Origin of the sequence: Pannus brasiliensis CCIBt3594 (assembly GCF_036688125.1) — a bacterium.
Classification (GTDB): Bacteria; Cyanobacteriota; Cyanobacteriia; order Cyanobacteriales; family Microcystaceae; genus Pannus; species Pannus brasiliensis.
Genome location: NZ_JBAFSM010000075.1, coordinates 1 through 19,305, shown reverse-complemented (window position 1 = coordinate 19,305; position 19,305 = coordinate 1). Strand labels below are relative to the sequence as shown.

General features: G+C 53.5%; 18 protein-coding genes. 5 read left to right on the top strand and 13 right to left on the bottom strand.

The window, feature by feature from the left end; translation table 11 throughout:
• Positions 1-96: 96 nt before the first annotated feature.
• From V0288_RS23320 to V0288_RS23295, 6 genes are all read right to left on the bottom strand, one after another.
• Positions 97-570 carry a hypothetical protein gene (locus V0288_RS23320; RefSeq protein ID WP_332867588.1) on the bottom strand — a complete coding sequence of 158 codons (474 nt, stop codon included), beginning with the start codon at positions 568-570 and terminating at the stop codon, positions 97-99.
• Between the two features lie 26 nt (positions 571-596).
• A complete protein-coding gene (locus V0288_RS23315; RefSeq protein ID WP_332867587.1) occupies positions 597-821 on the bottom strand; it encodes a hypothetical protein in 225 nt (74 codons plus the stop codon).
• Positions 794-1,291, bottom strand: coding sequence for a hypothetical protein (locus tag V0288_RS23310; protein WP_332867586.1), 498 nt, complete (start codon positions 1,289-1,291; stop codon positions 794-796). Before V0288_RS23310 ends, V0288_RS23315 begins: the two co-directional genes overlap by 28 nt.
• A complete protein-coding gene (gene thiD / locus V0288_RS23305; RefSeq protein ID WP_332867585.1) occupies positions 1,288-2,097 on the bottom strand; it encodes a bifunctional hydroxymethylpyrimidine kinase/phosphomethylpyrimidine kinase in 810 nt (269 codons plus the stop codon). The genes V0288_RS23310 and thiD overlap by 4 nt, the downstream gene beginning before the upstream one ends.
• Before the next feature lie 7 nt (positions 2,098-2,104).
• On the bottom strand, positions 2,105-3,346 hold the full coding sequence (gene ftsZ, locus V0288_RS23300; RefSeq protein WP_422662056.1) for a cell division protein FtsZ: 1,242 nt from the start codon (positions 3,344-3,346) through the stop codon (positions 2,105-2,107).
• A 193-nt stretch (positions 3,347-3,539) separates the two neighbouring features.
• Positions 3,540-4,358 (bottom strand): cell division protein FtsQ/DivIB, encoded by an 819-nt coding sequence (locus tag V0288_RS23295; RefSeq protein WP_332867584.1) that lies wholly within the window; start codon positions 4,356-4,358, stop codon positions 3,540-3,542.
• A gap of 1,010 nt (positions 4,359-5,368) precedes the next feature.
• Here V0288_RS23295 and V0288_RS23290 point away from each other — a divergent pair.
• Both V0288_RS23290 and V0288_RS23285 read left to right on the top strand, forming a co-directional pair.
• Entirely contained in the window at positions 5,369-6,016 is a 648-nt protein-coding gene (locus V0288_RS23290; RefSeq protein WP_332867583.1) for a PEP-CTERM sorting domain-containing protein, read from the top strand.
• Between the two features lie 173 nt (positions 6,017-6,189).
• Positions 6,190-6,456, top strand: a complete 267-nt coding sequence (locus tag V0288_RS23285; protein ID WP_332867582.1) for a hypothetical protein — start codon at positions 6,190-6,192, stop codon at positions 6,454-6,456.
• Between the two features lie 216 nt (positions 6,457-6,672).
• On the opposite strand, the gene V0288_RS23280 is transcribed toward V0288_RS23285, so the two are convergent.
• Both V0288_RS23280 and V0288_RS23275 read right to left on the bottom strand, forming a co-directional pair.
• Positions 6,673-6,870, bottom strand: coding sequence for a hypothetical protein (locus tag V0288_RS23280; protein WP_332867581.1), 198 nt, complete (start codon positions 6,868-6,870; stop codon positions 6,673-6,675).
• The gene (locus V0288_RS23275) at positions 6,851-9,535 is read right to left on the bottom strand and encodes an RICIN domain-containing protein (protein WP_332867580.1); all 2,685 of its coding nucleotides are present in this window, start codon (positions 9,533-9,535) and stop codon (positions 6,851-6,853) included. Before V0288_RS23275 ends, V0288_RS23280 begins: the two co-directional genes overlap by 20 nt.
• A gap of 349 nt (positions 9,536-9,884) precedes the next feature.
• On the opposite strand from V0288_RS23275, the gene V0288_RS23270 reads away from it, so the two are divergent.
• Positions 9,885-10,772, top strand: coding sequence for a LysR family transcriptional regulator (locus tag V0288_RS23270; protein ID WP_332867579.1), 888 nt, complete (start codon positions 9,885-9,887; stop codon positions 10,770-10,772).
• A gap of 278 nt (positions 10,773-11,050) precedes the next feature.
• On the opposite strand, the gene glgB is transcribed toward V0288_RS23270, so the two are convergent.
• The gene (glgB, locus tag V0288_RS23265; protein WP_332867578.1) at positions 11,051-13,354 is read right to left on the bottom strand and encodes a 1,4-alpha-glucan branching enzyme; all 2,304 of its coding nucleotides are present in this window, start codon (positions 13,352-13,354) and stop codon (positions 11,051-11,053) included.
• 201 nt (positions 13,355-13,555) lie between these two features.
• Here glgB and V0288_RS23260 point away from each other — a divergent pair, with 201 nt between their 5' ends.
• On the top strand, positions 13,556-14,299 hold the full coding sequence (locus V0288_RS23260; RefSeq protein WP_332867577.1) for a response regulator transcription factor: 744 nt from the start codon (positions 13,556-13,558) through the stop codon (positions 14,297-14,299).
• On the opposite strand, the gene V0288_RS23255 is transcribed toward V0288_RS23260, so the two are convergent.
• Both V0288_RS23255 and psbH read right to left on the bottom strand, forming a co-directional pair.
• Positions 14,296-14,541: a TatA/E family twin arginine-targeting protein translocase gene (locus V0288_RS23255; protein WP_332867576.1), complete on the bottom strand. Its 246-nt coding sequence runs from the start codon at positions 14,539-14,541 to the stop codon at positions 14,296-14,298. The genes V0288_RS23260 and V0288_RS23255 overlap by 4 nt on opposite strands.
• Before the next feature lie 76 nt (positions 14,542-14,617).
• Positions 14,618-14,812 (bottom strand): photosystem II reaction center phosphoprotein PsbH, encoded by a 195-nt coding sequence (gene psbH, locus V0288_RS23250; protein ID WP_332867575.1) that lies wholly within the window; start codon positions 14,810-14,812, stop codon positions 14,618-14,620.
• 83 nt (positions 14,813-14,895) lie between these two features.
• On the opposite strand from psbH, the gene psbN reads away from it, so the two are divergent.
• Positions 14,896-15,027, top strand: coding sequence for a photosystem II reaction center protein PsbN (gene psbN, locus V0288_RS23245; RefSeq protein WP_332867574.1), 132 nt, complete (start codon positions 14,896-14,898; stop codon positions 15,025-15,027).
• Positions 15,028-15,385: 358 nt separating this feature from the next.
• Here the strand turns inward: psbN and V0288_RS23240 are convergent, their stop codons facing one another.
• Positions 15,386-18,418, bottom strand: coding sequence for an alpha-mannosidase (locus tag V0288_RS23240; protein WP_422662057.1), 3,033 nt, complete (start codon positions 18,416-18,418; stop codon positions 15,386-15,388).
• Positions 18,419-18,501: 83 nt separating this feature from the next.
• Positions 18,502-19,170, bottom strand: a complete 669-nt coding sequence (locus V0288_RS23235; protein WP_332867572.1) for a ParA family protein — start codon at positions 19,168-19,170, stop codon at positions 18,502-18,504.
• Between the last annotated feature and the right edge of the window lie 135 nt (positions 19,171-19,305).

Here is a 19,305-nt window from a genome sequence, read left to right as displayed (position 1 = left end):
CTCCTGACTCCTGACTCCTGACTCCTGACTCCTGACTCCTGACTCCTGACTCCTGACTCCTGAATCACACGACAATTCTTGAATTCTGCCAGAGATCTAATGATGAAGTTCCAAATGCAGGACGTAATGACCCAAGCGCAGGCTACCCGTCCATAATTCATACTCCACGCGGAGGTACTCGGGGAGATTTTTTCCCTCTAATCGGAGACCGCGGGTATAGTTCCGTAAGCGGAAAGCGTGACCTTCCTCGGGACTTTCGGCGTTGAGCCAGAAACGACTCACCCCGAAAACGCCCTGCTCCCAGAAATGACGGTAGGCGAATCTTCCTTTGCCCTGCATGGTCATAATCACCCGATGGGACGAGATCTCTAACCAGAGTAGCTGATTTTGGTTTTTTTCGGGATGGAGGGTATCGATCTCCGGGAGCGCGACGGGAGGTTGATTGAGGAGGAGATGAAACCAGTGCCGGTCTTTTTGATAGAGGGTGGCGGCGGTTTCCAGGGTCGAGATAATGGGTAAGTCCGTGGAGACAAGACAGAGAGAGACGGGGCAACGGTGATGGGTGAGCATATCCTAAGCCGGGGTCGATCTTCAACCTAACCCTTAAACTCTAACACTTTCCAAGGCTGGCTTTCGGAACGGCTTCCGAAGTTCCCCCGCGCGATCGGGCGATTCTCTCGATCGCCGATCGCGAGCGGTTGTTTCGGGGAAAACGCGCTCGCGAACATCGAATCGTGTCCGCCGGATTCGATCGAATCCGGCGGAAGTTGTCCCCGGTTCGATCGGGCGATCGCTATCGTCGGGCCGAAGAGACGAGCCAAAACGCCCCGACCCCGGAGGTCAGAACCACCGCGACAACCGCGAGGGCTATCCTCCAACCGTCGCGGGAGAGGTCTTTTCGGGATTCCGGGGAAAGAACGACGGGCGCGGGCGGAGTTGCGGGTTGAATTTCCCGAGGACGGGACGATCGACCGGGCGGGGTGACGACGCGGGCGCGGGCGGGGATAACGAAGGAAGGATCGTCGCGCTCTCTCGTTTCGTCGAGGTTTTGCAAGATTCGCTGGAGATGTTGTCCCCGCTCGACGATCCGCTCGATTTCCTGGCGCAATTGTCGATTGTCCTTGACAAGTCGCTCGTTTTGTGATATCAGAAAATCCACTCGCCCTCGCGTGGCTTGAAGCTCGCGCGCTAGATCCCGGTAAACGGAGATGGGAACCGAGGGACGGGGAAAAGAAGCGGTTTCGGGCGAGACCGGGGAACGGGCGGGGCCGGGAGTCGGTTTCAAAGTCATGAACTCGGGGGACTAGCGAGTAGGGGATAGAAATGTCCCACGGGGCCGGTGCCGTGACCGATGGCGAGGGCGTGTTCGAGGGCTTTGGTCACGTAGGTTTTCGCCTTTTTCACCGCCGTTTTCCGGTTCGCCCCTAGGGCCAGATTCGCGGCGATCGCCGCCGAGAGCGTGCAACCCGTCCCGTGAGTATTGGTTGTTTCGACGGTTTTGGTCGTGAAAGTTTCCCATTCCTGTCCGTCGAACCAGAGATCGACCCCGCGGAGTTTTCCGGGCAGTCCCCCCCCTTTGACGAGTACCGCGGCCGGTCCGAGTTGGTGGATGATCGCGGCCGCCTCGCGCATCGTTTCCAAGCTATCGATCTCGATCCCGCTCAAAATACTCGCCTCGTAACGGTTCGGGGTGACGATCGAGGCTAGGGGTAATAAATTCTCGATCAGAGAGGCGATCGCGCGATCGTCGAGCAATCGCGCCCCGGTTCGCGAGACCATGACGGGATCGACCACCAGTTCGGTCAACCGCCAGCGCTCGATCGAATCCGTTACCGCCTCGATAATCTCGCGATTGAATAACATTCCCGTTTTCACCGCGCTCGCGCCCAGATCGCCGACGACCGCGTCGATCTGCGCCGCGACCATTTCCGGACTCAACGCCTGTACCCGATCGACCCCGAGGGTGTTCTGGGCGGTAATGCAGGTGAGCGCGCTCGCGCCGTGAACCCGATGGAAGGCGAAGGTTTTCAAGTCCGCTTGAATACCCGCGCCGCCCCCGCTATCGGAACCCGCTATGGTTAGAGCGATCTGGATCATGGGCGCGTTAGGGTCGATCGAAACGACGGCGTTGTAGGAACTCGGGAATATCCAAGCCCGCTTGTTTGGGTTCGGGTTGGGGCGGCGCTTGGGGGGCGGGAGTATTGAGCATCGTCTTGGTGGTCGGACGGGAGGGAGAATCCCCGGAGAAACCGGTCGCGATCACCGTGATCCGGACTTCCCCCTGCATTTTCTCGTCGATAACCGCCCCGAAAATAATGTTGGCGTTAGGATCGACCACCTCGTAGATCGTCTCGGCGGCCGTGTTGACCTCGTGCAAGGTGAGATCGTGACCGCCGGTGATGTTGAAGACCACCCCTTTCGCGCCCTCGATCGAGGACTCCAAGAGCGGCGAGGAAATGGCGGCGAGCGCGCCCTCTTTGGCCCGGGCTTTTCCCGACCCGATGCCGATACCCATCAGCGCCGATCCCGCGTCCGCCATCACGGCCCGCACGTCGGCGAAATCCACGTTGACCAGTCCGGGGATAGTAATAATATCCGAAATCCCCTGCACCCCTTGACGCAGGATATCGTCGGCGACGCGGAAGGCTTCCTGAAGGGGGGTCTCCGCGGGAATCACCGAGAGTAACTGGTTATTAGGGATGATAATCAGGGTATCGACCCGACTTTGCAAACCGCTCACGCCTTCCTCGGCCTGATTGGTCCGGCGACGACCCTCGAAGGTGAAAGGACGGGTGACGACTCCCACGGTTAAACAGCCGATCTCTTTGGCGATCTCGGCGACGATCGGGGCGGCTCCCGTTCCCGTGCCGCCTCCCATCCCCGCGGTGATGAAGACCAGATCCGCTCCTTCCAGCGCGCCGGCGATCTCGTCGCGGGATTCTTCCGCCGCTTTCTGCCCGATGGCGGGATTGCCTCCCGCTCCCAGACCTCGCGTGAGTTTCGTGCCGATCTGTAACCTCTGCGGGGCGGCGGAATGAGCGAGCGCCTGCGCGTCGGTGTTGATCGTCCAGAATTCGATTCCCGTAACGCCGCTGGCGATCATGCGATTGACCGCGTTACAGCCGCCGCCGCCAACCCCGATCACCTTGATCTTGGCCACGTTACTCGGTACGATGCGGTTACTACGACTTTCTTCCCTAGGTATCATCTGTGACTCGTGGGGGCGCGATAGGGGGATTCCCATTTTGTTACGAGGGGGATAATTGTCCTCGCTCACCGGGAAACCCGTGTTTTCGGTGCTGTTCAAACTGGGATAGGGGCGGTTAATTTCATTGTTCGGTGTCATTGGAATGGCGGCACTTAGTACACGGTTCTGTTATCGGCTCGATGAATAGAGATTCGGTGTTTACACTATCACTATTATTATGTCTGTTCGAGTCTTGATATCATCAATTTCTTTTTCAGGAAATCATAAATCGCGTGATTTGCCAATCCCTACTGGAAAATTCGGGGGCGATCGCTTTAGAAAACCCGGGCGATCATCGGGGGACGGGGGCGGTTTTTTCCTTGTCCGGCGCGGGTTTCGGCTTGACTTGAACCGTGGGCGCGTTCGGGTCGCTCAGGTCGAGATAGAGGAGGCGATCGAGCGGAATTGTGGACGATAATTGGCGGGCTTGAACGAGGGCGGTCAGTTTTTCCGCGAGCCGGTCGTCGTGCCTGCCGAAATAGACTTTTCCTAAGTCCGTTTTCAGTACAAGATTACCGGGGTCTCGCCAATCGATAACGGTGACTTTTACGGGTAAGTTGGCGAGAAAAGGATAGAGTTTCCGCCAGGAGTCCCGATACTGTTCTTGATAACCGATCGCTTCCGGCCCGACGAGGAGAGCGGGATCGATCGGGCGATCGTAATAGCGTTTGGCGATGAAGGTTCCCTCCGCGTCGAGATACCCCTGTCCGTTTCGAGAGTTCGCCCTCGCGACGGGTTGCCGCTCGCGGATCTCGACCCGCATTCCGGGGGGGAACAGTTGGCGCTCGATGCGGGCGCTCTTGATGGCCGGGTTGGTTTGTAATTTTTCTTGCAATCGATCGGTGGGGATCTCCCAGAGCGAGAGCGGGTAGGAAAGACCGAGAGAGTCGCGGATCGCCCGCTCGCCGAGGAGATTCTCGCCCTCTACCTCGACCTGTCGCTCGGAACGGAGCGTCCAGTAGGGGGAGACCATCACCCACGCCAGACCGGCCGCCAGAGCGCCGACCGCGAGAAAACGTCCCACCGCTCCCGCGGCGCGAGAGCGTCGGCGATCCCGTAAAGCCTGTCGCCGATTTTTTAGCGAGTCGGAAGGAAGCGTTTTTTCGATCATGGACAAATCTACCGCGAAGGTTGAAGATATATTACTTCGCGAGATCCGATCCCCGCAAGGGGCGACAGAGGATCGACGGTTCGGCATTTCCATGCCCGAGCGCGCTCGGGCGCGAAGCGAGCGCGCTCGGCTTTCCGTTTTCCAGAGAACGAGTTTTCGCGGTTCGGTTCGGCGATCGCGGTCACTCCGCGCGAACGGCTGACGACCGATAGCGGACCTCTTGTCGAATTCAAGACTTATCGTGTGGTTAAGGAATCGGTTGTAGGGGCGGGTTTAGCCGACCGATCGGTGAGAAACGTTATCTTGACCACAAAACCCACCCCTACAGGAGCCAGGAGTCACCGAGTCAGGAGAAAGAATCCAGAAATTGCCGGCTAAAAAATTCCACCCGAAACCTATTTATCTTGTATAAACCTAGTTGGTTATGTTTTGAGACCCTCGAAAACGAATCGCACTTCGAGGTCTAGCTTTTCGATCGAGAAAATCGAATCGGTAGTTTCAAGGCGCGACCGTTGACCGGAAACCAACGGGTTACAAGCCTCTCTATTAAGGGGAAAAGTTTTCTATCGCGCTACGAGGTAAGGTTAGGACGGTTCCGAGAGCGGGAAACCGACTCGCGGCTTACTATTGCCTATTGCCTGTCGCTTGGCGCTATCCCCCTTTCCCCATCACCTCGCTCGCGGCAGATCGAGAGGAAAAGAGGGGCGGCGATCGAAAAAGTTCTGTCCTCCCCTAGATGGGAGAAGGGTTAACCGCGCCCTCGGACAGTCTTTCGTCGATAGGTAAAATTACGGGATAGCCTACTTTAACAGGATTACACGAGATCGTTTGCGAGAATTTTAAGTCCCTTTTTGGTTTTAGTTTACAATAGTAAATAAAGATTTAATCTTCAGAAACAATTTGCATAAAAAAACCAAGAAAATATTCAATTTTAAATAGACTTTTGTTATTTTTTGTTGATAGATTAAAAGAGATGGATCTCTCTGTTTTCCCCGAGAAAACATAAATTTATGACAGCCAATACGCTAAAAACCCTCGCCCTGACCGCGGGGACGACCGCGCTATTTTGGATGGGAGCTTCTCCCGCGGGCGCGGTGGACTTGATCAACGGCGATTTCGCGACGGGCGATCTGACCGGATGGACGGTTTTTACCACCCCGGTCGGAAATAACGGACCCGGATTGCCGGATGTGGTCCCGTTCGATACCACCATCGGTACTACGAGTAACAGCGCGAGATTCCAGGTGGGTTCGGGTGGTGGCGGGATCTTGCAAGATGTCACGTTATTCGGCGGACTTTTAAATATCTCGGTGGATGTGGCGGCGCAAGGGCTGGCGACGAATAGCGATGGGGGAACCTTCGCCTTGTTGCTAAACAATACGGTAGTCGATAGTTTTGTATCGGGAACGATCCTCACTGGAGGGGTCAAGCGCGACACCTTAACGGCTTCCGTACCGGTCGGCGCGGGGGTCAACTCGATCGGCTTACAGATCACCCGACTTTTTAGCAACTCCGCGGATAGCCCCTTGCAATACGCGACTAATTTCGCCATTTCCGGGCCGGCGACCCAGCCGAACACCTCCGTTCCCGAACCCGATCTCGGGATGGCCTTACTAACCCTAGGGGGTTTGGGAATCCTGATCCGTCGCGTCCGATAGTCCGGGGGAATCCCGTGCCGGAAACGGGAACGGGTCGCCAGGATGGACGGGTAAGGAATTGTAAAGGGAGATGACGTTTCGTGACCCGGTTTCCGCGGGCGGATCTTTTCGGATTTACAATGCGATTCATATAGGGGAGAGTGAGCGACACCCCCCGGCTAAGGAGTACGCCAATGAAGACCTTAGAATTTCTCTCGACTCTGAATACGGCACCGAAAGGGTGGGGATTCTGGCTCGATCGCCAGCATCTCGACGAGAATCATATCGGCCAGTATTCTTTCGAGAACGATCGATTACCGAAAAGTTTCGTTCACGTCGGCAGTCTCGACGAACTCGCGCATTTACGACAGCAATATATTCTCGGCCATCTCGACGAGCGCCACAACGAGGAGGAACTGGGGATGGAATGGGCGCGGCAAGTTTTGGCGAAGGTAACGTGAAACGGGCGGGAGAGAGAACGCGGCAAGATCACCCTTCCCCATCGGTTCCTCCGTTATCGATCGGTCATTACTCTAGGATTTTTGATTTTTCAAGGATTCCACCCCGATCGCTCTGACGAAACCCTGAATTTCGTCAATCGATAGCGTCTTTCGGTCAAAATAATTCTATCTGGCAAAAAGTAGAGGTGGCGGTTCTCCCGACCACCTCTAACCGTTTTAAGCGCCCTCGATCGTCGTGGTTTCCCCGGCGGTGCGGAGCGGATCGAGTTTTAGCGCCAGCGCGCCGGGGGGGAAGACAGAGATCGAGTGGGGACGGCTAGGGCAAGACCATTCCCCCGACCATTTCCCGTCGCGATCTTGTCGTCCGGGCCGGAACCGATACTCGGTGGCCCCGTTAATCGGACACGGGTACAAGAGACCACTTTTGAGCGTCGCTGTTATTTTTAGCGTATTCTTGAACGTTCGCCCCGTCGCTGACACTACCGTTCGCTACATCCAGAACCTTACCGCTTTTTTTGTTGACGAGATAGAAATAGCCATCGCCCGTGTCCTCTAGTTTCCATTTTTGGTCGTTGGCGGTGGCCATCTTATCGTACTGCACGACATTACTATTAGCATTGTCTACGGCGATCACCCGGCCGCTTTTTTTAGATACGAGGAAAAAATAGTCCTCGCCGGCATCTTCTAACTGCCATTTTTGTTGATCGACATCGGCTCGGGAATATTGCTGGATATTCGCCATATTCTCCGTACTACCACCGGCCACGTCTAAAACTTTACCACTTTTCTTGTTCTCGATGTAGTATCTGGCGATCGGGAGCGGAATATGGAATACCGTATTTTGCAGAGATGGTTTATGGCAATCTTTTAAGTTTTCACTATCATAACCATCGAGGAGAATTAGATCCGGGTGCGTGTAGTGCCGCCACCCCGCTATTAAAGGTCGGCTAGACTGTAATAGCTTGGAGTCGAGATCTCCTATACAGGCGCGGTACTTGTCCCGGATCTTGGATTTATTGAAGGTAGATTCGGTATCTTTTTCGATGATTTTATCGACTCGTTGGCATAATCCTTGGAGCAACTGGGTAGCGGTCACCAGTCCGACCGCTTTTTTAGTAGTCTCCATCGTATCCGATTGGTAGTTGCCAAAATTGCTGGCAAAGTGATCGTTCACATAATGGGAGTATCCGCCAGTGCCAGATGTAAGATAGGGTTGTACGGTCGGTGATACATTTCTTCCGGAACGATGATCGTAGATCCAATAAGAGTCGTCGCTACCACAAGAATCCTTGTTCTGCCACTCCAGATCGAGTTCTCGTTCTAGAACGATTCCATTACAGACTTGAGAGATAAATGTTTCGGTTTTTTGGTAGAGTCTCGTGCGGCGATCGACAAAATCAACGGTTGTCAAACCCGCATCTTTGCCTACGAAGAGAGTGATCAGGTACGAAATAAAGAAATGTTCGTAGTAGGGTGCTATTTTTAAATAGGAACCCGATGCCGGACTCAAAAAATCCTGGTTCAACCTTTCGATGTTATCCAACAACCCTAACGCCCTCGATCGGAACTCCATCCGATCATTATCGGTAAATCCCCGTTTGCTTGCCCGATGGTACTCTCGAAAATAAAGGTGTAAGTTATCATCGTGACTGTTGAGTTCATTGCGTACATTCTTCGCATCCAGATCGGAAACCGCGTCTTTGACCAAACGTTGCATTTTCTTCTCGAATTCTTCAAACGGGTCTTTCTTATAACCGCCCAAGAAGGTGAAGAATAGATCGAACATCGGCGCGAGAAAAGTCCCGACAACGGGGATAACCGACAGTAAATTGGGAACCACTGTCGAGACGATTTCCATCGCCGACAGGTAAGAGTTCTTGATTTCAGCGATTTCTGTCGGTCTGGCGATCGCGACCGAATTGTCTGAAGGTTGATAGAAGGCCCAGAGCGATCGCCAAACAGAAGGATCGGCTTGATTGGCTTGTTGTACGAGTTGTTGCGCTAGGGGTGAGAGTTGCGCGGGTTGCACGGTTGGCGCGGGTGGAGCGGGTGGAGCGGGTGGAGCGGGCGGCGCGGGCGGCGCGGGTGGTATTCCCCAGTCCGGGAAGAACGGCGGGGGTAAAGTGGAATCGTAGGGATCGTAGGGATCGTAGGGAAAGAACATTTTCGCGTCCCCCGGGGCAGACCGCGAGCTTCGCCGGCGCGTATCGGGCTCGATCAAGCGATCGAGCGATCGATCGAGGGTTTTTCGCCGTGCGGCGAGTTCGTTCTCGATCGCCTCGCGTTTTTCCCGCCAGAATCGGCTCGCGTCCATCACTTCCTCTGGCTTGGTGCGAGATGCCGCCGTGACGGTCAGGGCGTTCCGGACCTGTTCGAGAATTTTAAAGTTCGCTTCTAGGGCGATTCCTTGGAGGTACTGCCATCCCGCCTCGCCCCGCAGGAGCCGTTCAATATTCAACAGTTCGCTCTCGTCGTCACTGTCGATCGGCACATCCTTGGTCAGGGTTGTACCGGTTGCCCCGTCCCGCACGTAAACCCGATCGTCGATCAGACCGGTGGTGATCTGACGCGCCCGGGCGGTGTAGGCCGAGTACGCGACCCGCTCTAAATACCGCCGGCCGCGCCACCAGAGTTTCAGTCCCATGAGTTGTCCGGCCCGGTTCTCGTGATTCAGAAACGCTTTGAGAACCGCCAGATTCAGGGTGAACCAGCGCGCGAAGTAGGGGTAAGCGATCGAAAAATCCCGATCGACGATCGATGCTTCGATCTCTTCGAGTTGTTCGATCATTGTCCGAAGTGCCGGGAGATTACCGGTATCGGGCCCGGAAAGGTACGCGTTAAAGGCGGTTTCAACGGCGGATAGTTTCTTTTCGATCACCTCGCGCTCTTCGTTACCCGGTAACGCGGGCATCCATTGCCGGATTTTCGCGGTGTAGAGGGCCCATCGTTCTCCATCGGGCCAGGCGGAGTACAGTTCGGTGGTTTTGTCGAAGGAACCGAGACCTTGAATTCCCAACGAATCGAGAATGGTGGTCAGAACGTCCGAAGACCAGGTAAATTGAATATGGGGGGTTTCCATGCAGGTTTGCCTCTATAGGTTTAAGGGGATTCATGTCGTTCGATCGCCCGAAAGGATCGGGGGCGCGGAGAGCGCCACTACAAGCGGATCGATCGTCAAGGGAAGGTAACAGCGTTTCGGACCGATCGCGAATATTCGTCCGGTTCGAGGCTGTCTCCCGTTAAAATCGAGAACTTTTTCGCGAGGGCCAAGTGACCTCACCGATGCTCGATTACTAACATCGAGCCAAGGGAAAACTCGGTAGAAAGCGATAAAAACTCGTCAAAAACTATCGTAATCTCGATGATATTTTCAGTCCAATGCTTTATAATAGGAGTGGCTATAACTTTCTGGTATACCCGATCGAGTCATGGAATTACGGCATCTAAAATATTTCGTGGCCGTCGCGGAAGAGGGGAGTTTTAGCCGGGCCGCCGTCCGCCTGTATCTTTCCCAACCCGCGTTAAGCCGTCAGATCAAGCATCTGGAAGCGGAATTAAGCGTTACGCTCTTTCTCCGGCGATCGGATGGATTACAACTCACGGAAGCGGGAAATTTTTTTCTCGAACAGGCCCGAGAGATTGTAAGCCGGAGCGATCTCGCCGTTCAAACCACGCGGGAGCGTTACACCGAAGCCGAGAAACCCGTGGCGATCGGTTATATTCCCACTATTCTCTGTAGTTTTTTAGGCTCCGCCCTACACCGCTTCGGACTCGCCCACCCTCGAATCGCCATCGATTTACGGGAGATGTCGCCCGGCGAGCAGGTGAAGGCGTTACGCGAGGGGGCGATCGATATCGCCTTTATGGGCAATCCCCCCGACGAGCTAGAAGAAGAGTTTATTGTTAAATGTATCAAGTCCGTACCGATCGCCGCCCTGTTATCGGACGCGCACCGCCTGGCCGGTCACTCCTCGATCGATCTACGGGAACTGTCCGGGGAACCCTTTATCGGGATGTCGGCGGAAACCTTTCCCGGAAGGAACGATCGCATCGTGGACACTTGCCGTCAAGCGGGTTTCACCCCCGATCTATCTCTACTGGCCGATAGTCACGCCTCGATGATCGCGCTGGTCGGGGCCCGACGGGGGGTGGCCGTCATGCCGATCGAGGCGGAAGCCCTACCCCATCCCAACGTTCGATTCGTGGCCCTCCACCATCCCCTCTATTACGCTCGATCGACCGCGGTATGGAGAAAAGAACTCCCCGCGCGATCTTTAAAGCGATTTCTCGGAATTCTTCTAGGGGGGATCGGGTAGAGACGAGCGCGGGATCTCTAAACCTCCCGCGAAAATCAAAAATCTTTTGTCGGGATAGGAGACAGGAGCCAAGAGGAGAAAGGAGAAATAAAAGCGATTAAAAATGTCAAAACGGGATATGTTGACCGAATATTCTTAAAATCATAATTTTTGATCAAATTCTATTTTCAATTTTCACTTTTGCCGGCGGTCTTCTCTTTAAAAAGGTACGGATTCTTGACAAAAAAAAGCGGTGGCTCGCGAGTGAACCACCTTTACCTTAACTTTGCGCTTCAATTTTAAGCGTCCTCGATCGTCGCGGTCGTCCCCGCGGCGCGGAGCGGATCGAGTTTGAGTACCAGTACGCCGAGGGGGGGGAGACAGAGATCGATCGAGTAGGGACGGCTATGGTACGACCATTCCTCGGACCATTTCCCGCCGAGATTGCCCATGTTACTACCGCCGTACTTACTGGAGTCGCTATTAAAGATCTCCTGGTAGAAACCGGCCCGCGGCACACCCACACGGTAATGGCTGTGGGGTTGCGGCGTGAAATTACAGACCACGACGACGAATTCCTCCCAGTGTTTACTCCAGCGCAGGAAGGCGACCACGCTATGGCGGTTATCGCTACAGTCGATCCACTCGAAGCCGTCCTGACCGAAATCCTGGGTGTATAACGATTTTTCCTGTTTATACAGCCCGTTGAGATCGGCGAAGAAGCGTTTCAGTTTTTGATGGGGATCGTATTGCAGGAGATGCCACTCCAGATCGCTCCAGACGTTCCACTCGCTCCACTGTCCGAATTCCATGCTCATGAACATGGTTTTCTTGCCGGGATGGGTGAACATATAGGTGAAGAGAGCGCGCACGTTGGCGTATTTCTGCCACTCGTCCCCCGGCATTTTCCCGATAATATTGCTCTTGCCGTGTACCACCTCGTCGTGGGACAGCGCCAGCATATAGTTCTCGCTGTGGTTGTACCAGATACTAAAGGTGACGTTATTCTGGTGGAACTGTCGGAACCAGGGGTCCATGCCGAAATAATCGAGCATATCGTGCATCCAGCCCATGTTCCACTTCAGGTTAAAGCCGAGACCACCCACGTAGGTGGGCCAGGAAACCATCGGCCAGGCGGTAGATTCTTCGGCGATCGAGAGAATGCCGGGGAAGTAACTAAAGATAACGTGGTTTACCTGACGCAAGAAATCCGCCGCTTCCAGGTTTTCCCGCCCGCCGTACTCGTTCGTCACCCACTCGCCATCCTTGCGGCAGTAGTCGAGGTAGAGCATCGAGGCCACCGCGTCCACGCGAATCCCGTCGATATGGTATTTATCGAACCAGAATAAGGCGTTAGAAACGAGGAAATTGCGTACCTCGTTGCGACCGTAGTTAAAGATCAGCGTTCCCCATTCTTTATGCTCTCCCTTGCGGGGATCTTGGTGTTCGTAGAGGTGCGTCCCGTCGAAGAAGGCTAACCCGTGGCCGTCTTTGGGGAAGTGTCCGGGAACCCAATCGACGATCACCCCGATCCCCTCCTGATGGCATCGATCGACGAAGTACATGAAGTCTTCGGGAGTGCCGTAGCGGGAGGTGGGGGCGAAGTAGCCGGTGACTTGATAGCCCCAGGAACCGTCGAAGGGATGTTCGGCGATCGGTAAGAGTTCGATATGGGTGTAGCCCAGTTCTTTGACGTAGGGGATCAGTTTACCGGCTAACTCGTAGTAGCTGAGAAAGCGCGCCCCGGTGTTCCATTCCGAGACCTGTACCGGTTCGCCTTCCCCGTGGAGGAGGGGGGTTTTCTCGGCGCTGGACGCGTGAAGCCAGGAACCGAGGTGTACCTCGTAAACGGAGACGGGGCGGGTGAGGGGATCGCTATGGCGGCGTTTTTCCATCCATTCCGCGTCATTCCAGCGATAGTTATCGAGGTCGGCGACGATCGAGGCGGTTTTCGGTCGAGGTTCCTGATAGAAGCCGTAGGGATCGGATTTCTCGTAGATGTGTCCATCCCAGTTTTTGATCTCGTATTTGTATTTCGCGCCGACCCCGATGTCCGGGATGAACAGTTCCCAGACCATGTTGTTGTGTTTCCGCATCTGGTGATCGCGGCCGTCCCACCCGTTGAAATCGCCGATGATCGAGACGTTACGGGCGTTGGGGGCCCAGACCGCGAAGTAAACCCCTTTCACCCCGTCGATCTCCGCGAGGTGCGCGCCGAGTTTCTCGTAAATGCGGTGATGGTTGCCTTCCCCGAACAGGTGCAGGTCGAAATCGGTGAGTTTGGGCGATCGGAAGGCGTAGGGATCGTGGATCACCCGTTCGTGTTCTCCCTCGCGAATCCGGAATTGGTAGTTACTCAGTTCGTTCGTTTCGATAACGCACTCGAAAAATCGGGGGTGATGGATCGATCGGGCGGGATATTCCAAGCGTTCGGCGGGCATGACGATCCAAACCGCGTCGGCTTTCGGTAAATACGCTCTAATCACCCATTTTTTCACGCTCCCGTTTTCCTCTACGGGATGAGCGCCGAGAACCTCGAAGGGATCGTGATGGAGGTTATTGACGATTTGATGGACTTGTTCGGGGGATACCACGCTAGACATTCAGTTACCAATCTCTACTCTTACTAAATACTTATACATACTTTTAGGTTTTTTAACAGACTTTGGGGGTAGAAGTTCGCGTCGATCGAGAGAGTCCGAACCCGAGAGGGGCGCGAGTTTTTTGAACGCGCTCTTGAATTTTTCCCCTCCCTTTCGGGCAGAATAGGGGTGTCGCTACCTTTTCGCTCCCTACCGAAGAACATGGCCGTAACTCCCGCCAAAATTCTGCTCGTCGAAGATGACCCCGCTATCTGTCATCTGGTCGCCCGCTTCCTGGAACGGAAAAAGTATCAGATCCGGGTAGCGAACGATGGCAAATCGGCCTTGGAACTATTCCATCACTTTAACCCCGATCTGGTAATTTTGGATGTGAATTTGCCGGATACCCTCGGTTATTACCTGTGCGAGCGGATGCGGGGCGAGACGGACGTGTTTATTCTCATGCTCACCAGCCGGATGGACGCGCGGGACAAGGAACAGGGTTTTCTCAAGGGAGCGGACGATTATCTGACCAAGCCTTTCGATATCGAGGAGTTGGAATGGCGGATCGGGGCGATTCTCAAGCGGCGGCGAGCGGTCATCCCGATCGATTCTCAGATCCTGATCTTCCCACAGTTATCGATCGATCCCGTCCGTCGGGAGGTGGTGATCGACGGTCAGATCGTCCCGCTGACCTCTCTGGAGTTCGATCTTCTCTACTGTTTGGCGCGCGAACCGGGACGGGTGTGGACGAGGGCGGAGTTAATCCAGCGGGTGTGGGATTTCGATTATATCGGCGATAATCGGGTGGTCGATGTTCACGTCGGTCAGATTCGCAAGAAAATCGAGCGGGACACGACGAAACCGGATTTTATTCAAACGGTTCGGGGGATCGGCTACAAGTTTATCGCCGTCCCGGAAGAGAAGTCCCCGATCGCCCGCAACTCGATCGTTAACACGCGCTAACTTTCGGTTCGCTCGACCCCGGTTTTCCCTTCCTCTAAGCGGGCGTTCATTTTTACCGAATCTTCTATCTGTTGCGCTTCCCGCTTGAACTCGCTCTCGAATTCTTTCGAGGCATCCTGGAAGCCGCGGATGGCTTTGCCCAGACTGCGGCCGATCTCCGGTAGTTTTTTCGGCCCGAAGACCAGTAGGGCGATCAAGAGAATTAAGCCCATTTCGGGCAGACCGATTCCGAAAATATTCATCGACAACTCTCCTATGAAAAAGACGGGGTGGGCGATAACCCACCTCCCGATCGAGTACCTGATTATCCCGCGGGATCTACTGTCCCCAACCGACGGTAAACCCTTCCAAAACGATAGAAGCGTTATAAATCTGTAAGATAATCAGCAAAAAGACGAGGAATAATGCCATAAAAACACCCATCAGGGGGGTGGTTCCCCAACCGGGGACGACTTTTCCGTATTCGGAGTTCAGGGGACGGAGGATTTCTCCCAAGCGAGTACGCTGTGCCATAAGTTACCGAGAAAGTCTGTAAATGATAATTTGTAATGTTCTGTAATATTATAGGAGAATCGGTCCCTTTATCCTTCTCCCCTATGGAAACTGCAACAGTTCTTAGCATCTCGATCGGCGTTCTCCTTCTCGCCGTCACCGGTTTCGCCATTTACACCGCGTTCGGCCCCCCGTCCGCGCAGTTGGACGATCCTTTCGAGGATCACGAGGATTAATCTTACAGGAGTCAGGAGTCAGGAGGCAGGAGTCAGGAGTCAGGAGTCAGGAGTTAGGAGGCAGAAGAGAAACGCTTTTTCTGTCAAAACTTGCCTTATATTCCTGATAAATTCTTACAAAAGACACTTGACGAAATTGTAGTTGTGTGCGTTGGTGGGATAGTCGCTAGGTCGCGATTTTCCAGGGGGTGATTTCTCGGACGGGTTCGGTGGGACGTTCCAAGCCATCGATCCTTAGAAAGTGGGAGGCAGGAAGCGAGAGGAAAGAGGCGGGAGACAGGGGAGAAAAGCTCTTTCGGTCAAAATCCGCCTTAGATTCCTGATAAATTCTCGGAAAAAATATTTGACAGAAAATATTTTACGTGCATGGGCGGGACAGTCGCCACGTCGCGATTTTCCAGGGGGTGATTTCTCGGACGGGTTCGGTGGGACGTTCCAAGCCATCGATCGAATTTTCTAATTTTAACCCTATTTCGCTCTCTAAGCTAATTTCGGCGGTTTTTCCGTGGCATTCGTAAGCCCGGAGAATCCAGCTTTCGGGATTGTCTTCGGATTGTTTCAAGGCCATTACAATCACGTTATCGTCCGGGAAGTGTAACCATTTTCCCGACGGGGGAAGGTTTGGAGACGGGGAGGGAGAAACGGGAATCGCGAGAGAGGGGATATTTAATTCATAAGCGCGGTGGACGGTTTGTGCGGTTTGCCAGTCTCCCGCGTGGGGGTAGATGGCGTAGGTGAATTGATGGATTCCCCGATCGGCGTTAGGATCGGGCCAGAGAGAACCGCGTAATAGGGTTAATCGCAGTTGGTTCGGTTGGCTATCGTGGCCGTATTTCCCGTTATTTAAAAGACTAACGCCATAATTTTCCGTTTTATCGGTTATGTCCGCCCATTTATGTCCGTAGACTTCCCATTTGGCTTTTTCTTCGGGAGTTTCGGGGGTGTTGGTTCGTTCGATCGCTCCGCAGGCGATCTCGTAGGTGGTAAAATCGTTTCGCACCGTTAGCGGGAAACTCGCTTTGATGACGGTATGTGTCTCCTGCCAGTTAACTTTCGTTTCGATTCTGAGAATCGGCGAGTGGTTTTCTAGAATGTAATCCTGGCAGAATTCCGAGTCGCGGAAAATTCTCACCACTCTCACCCGCCATCGGACGGGGCCGAATTCTAGGGTCTCGATCGATTGTAACTCGATCGGCGACAGGGGATACTGTTGATAGTTCGGATCGATATTCCACGCGTCCCAATATTGTCCCCCGTCGCGGAAGGCTTGTAATTGATTCCCCGCGCCGGATAGAATTTCTTTTTGATGGACTTTATCGAAAATACTGTCGATATCCCCGGTTTCGGGATTGATGAGAACTTTGAGAGACGGATTCTCTAAAACAAACTCGGAGGCTACAGTTTCGATCTCTTCTTGTCCTCCGCTTCCTGCCTCCCGCGTTAGCCAGAATAAGCGATAACCGATCGAGGGGATATTTTCGGCGATAAAGAGTAGTTTACCATCGCGGGAGATCCCGGATAAACATTTCTCGCCAGCGAGATCGTATATAGACTCGTATCCCGATTCTACGTCAAGAGAGACGAGGTTCGATCGAGTCCAGTTGAGGGAATTGAAAATAACAATCGGTTTCGCGTCGGGACGGGGGGGAGTGGGAAGGGAGATATTCGTCACGATCGTCTGTAATGCCGAGTGTAAAATATTTTCGCCCGATTCGATCGCTTCTCGCCAAGTTTCATTCGCGTCGGTGAAAACTTCGGGAATAGAAGTACCGGGGAGGATGTCGTGAAACTGATTTAACAGTACCTTTTTCCAACTTTCCTCGATTTCGGCTTTCGGATAGGGAGTCTGTAGACGAATTGTTGCCAGAGATGACCAGAGTTCCGCTTGATAGAGTAAACTCTCACAATAGCGATTATAGAATTTCTGATCCGCGTGGGTAGTATAACAACCGCGATGGAATTCTAGATATAGTTCATCGTCCCACACGGGGAGCGCGGATCGATCGAGACTGTCGAGATAATTTTCCGCGGTGGTAAAACGAATATTCGGGAAAAAAGGAGAGGATTGCCAGCGTCTCGCTACCTCTAGCATATCCCGCGTCGGCCCTCCCCCGTGATCGCCCACACCGGGCAACCAGAAAATATCCTGTAAACCGGTTTGACGTTCCCAATTTACCGCGTGATCTGTCATGATAATCGGGTTAGTGTCCATCACTCCCGCGACATTCGGGGGGGACATCAGCGAGGGAACCCGCGTACCGTCGGGAGATTGCCACCAGAAAAAGCCGTGGGAAAATTTCGTACTATCGTTCCAATGTAGTTTCCCGGTGACGAAATATTCTATCCCGCAATGGTGGAGAATTTGCGGCAGTTGATAGGGGAAACCGAAGGTATCGGGTAGCCACGCGACGCGGCAAATCCGTCCGAATTTCTCTTGAAAATATCGTTGTCCGTAGAAAAGTTGTCGGAGGAGGGATTCGCCCGAGATTAAATTCACTTCCGGTTCGACCCACATCCCCCCCAAAAGTTCCCAAGATCGAGCCTTATTCGCCTCTAGAATCTCGTTAAATAGCTCCGAACGATTTTTTTCTATCCAATCGTAGAGAATGGGGCTAGAATGCCCGAATACGAGTTCGGGATAATCTTTCTGTAGAGTTAATACCGATTGAAAAGTTCGGCGCGCCACGTCCCAGGTTTCCGCTAACGGCCATAGCCACGCCATATCGAGATGCGCGTGGCCCAATAGATGAAAGGTTCGTTTTTTAATCGGTTCCGCGAGGGGTTGTAGGGATTCGCGGAGGGATTGGAGGGATCGATCGAATTTGTCCGCTTCGGTGATGTTTTCCCAATCGATTGATTGGAGAAGTTCGGTAAAAGTTTCTAGTTTTTCGGGAGAAAATGCCTGTAGATAGTTATGGAGAATGGTTAACTCGTCGGCGACAAAACCGGGATCGATTCCCTGACTTCGCTCGTATACGAGTTCGGATTTCATCAAGCCACCGATGTCGTGATTCGGACTGACTAATCGTAGGGTGACGGTAATTTCCTGTCCGGGAATAACGCTAGATGAGAGTAAAATTCTCGTGGAGGAATCGAAAAGATCTCCCTCGCGTACTAACTCGCCGTTAACGTATATTTTCGCGTCTTCCGCCCACCAAGCGAGGATTAATCGTAATTCCATTCCCTCTAGAGGATAGCCCGCTAGAGCGTTAGGAATGGTGATTTTACGGGTTAAATATTGTATCTGACGACCTTTCGGCCAGACGATCGATCGATTTTCGTTGAGGGTAGCGGGTTCGAGTGCTTTTCCGTCTTCCGTGGCGAGAAACCAACTTTCCTGTATATCCCGTCTGGTGAGTTGGTAGAGTTTTTGAATGGTATTTAAATACATGGGGAACAATGATAACAAAAATATTGACTTGGAGTAATAGAGAGGGCGCAAGCCTCGCGCCCCTACGTTGTATTGCTTAATCTCTAATTTTTCCAATCGCGTTCTAATTCTTCGGCAACCCGTTTATAGTCCGCGGCGGCTTCTCCCGCGTTCTTGCCGCGCCAATCGGCGATCGAAACCCCTTCTAATACCGCTTTCTCGTGGGCTTTAAAAGCTCTCACGAACGCGTGACAGGCGGGAATTCCTAATTCTAAAAGGGTGTTTTGGGCTTCTAAAGTTTCCTTGAGACTACGGGAATCTACTTTTGTGAGTAATACCCGATAGCTAACTTCTAACGGTTTCACCGCGCTTCTTACCGTGTCGATTAGTGCCATTAAATCCATCGGCGCGGGGGGGGTGGGAAGGACGATGTAATCGGATTCGGAGAGGACGGAATTTAATAACTCCGATCGCAGGGCGGGAGGCGTATCGATGACAATAAGATCGTGGGATTTGCCGCGCAATTCCCCGAAGTGGTTGAAGTCGGCTGACTTGGCGAGATCGAATCCCATTCCCTTCTCGTTTCTCTCCACCCACCACGTCGAGGAACCTTGCGGATCGGCATCCACTAATAATACTCGCCGATTTTTCCCCCAGATCGAGGCTAAATTGACCGCGGTGGTGGTTTTTCCGACTCCGCCTTTCCCGTTGACGACGGCGAGGAGTTTCGGGGTGTTGGGGTTAGATTTCGAGGGGGTGGGTTTGCCGGGCATCGATCGCTCTGTTAGATGTTAACCCTCTATTGTAGCCCCGCGGGGGATCGATCGGGGCGTTGTTGGATTTTGAGCTTTACTATATCGCTCTTTTATCACTCTAGGGTCGGGGAAGATAGAAACCTCGCGGAAAGA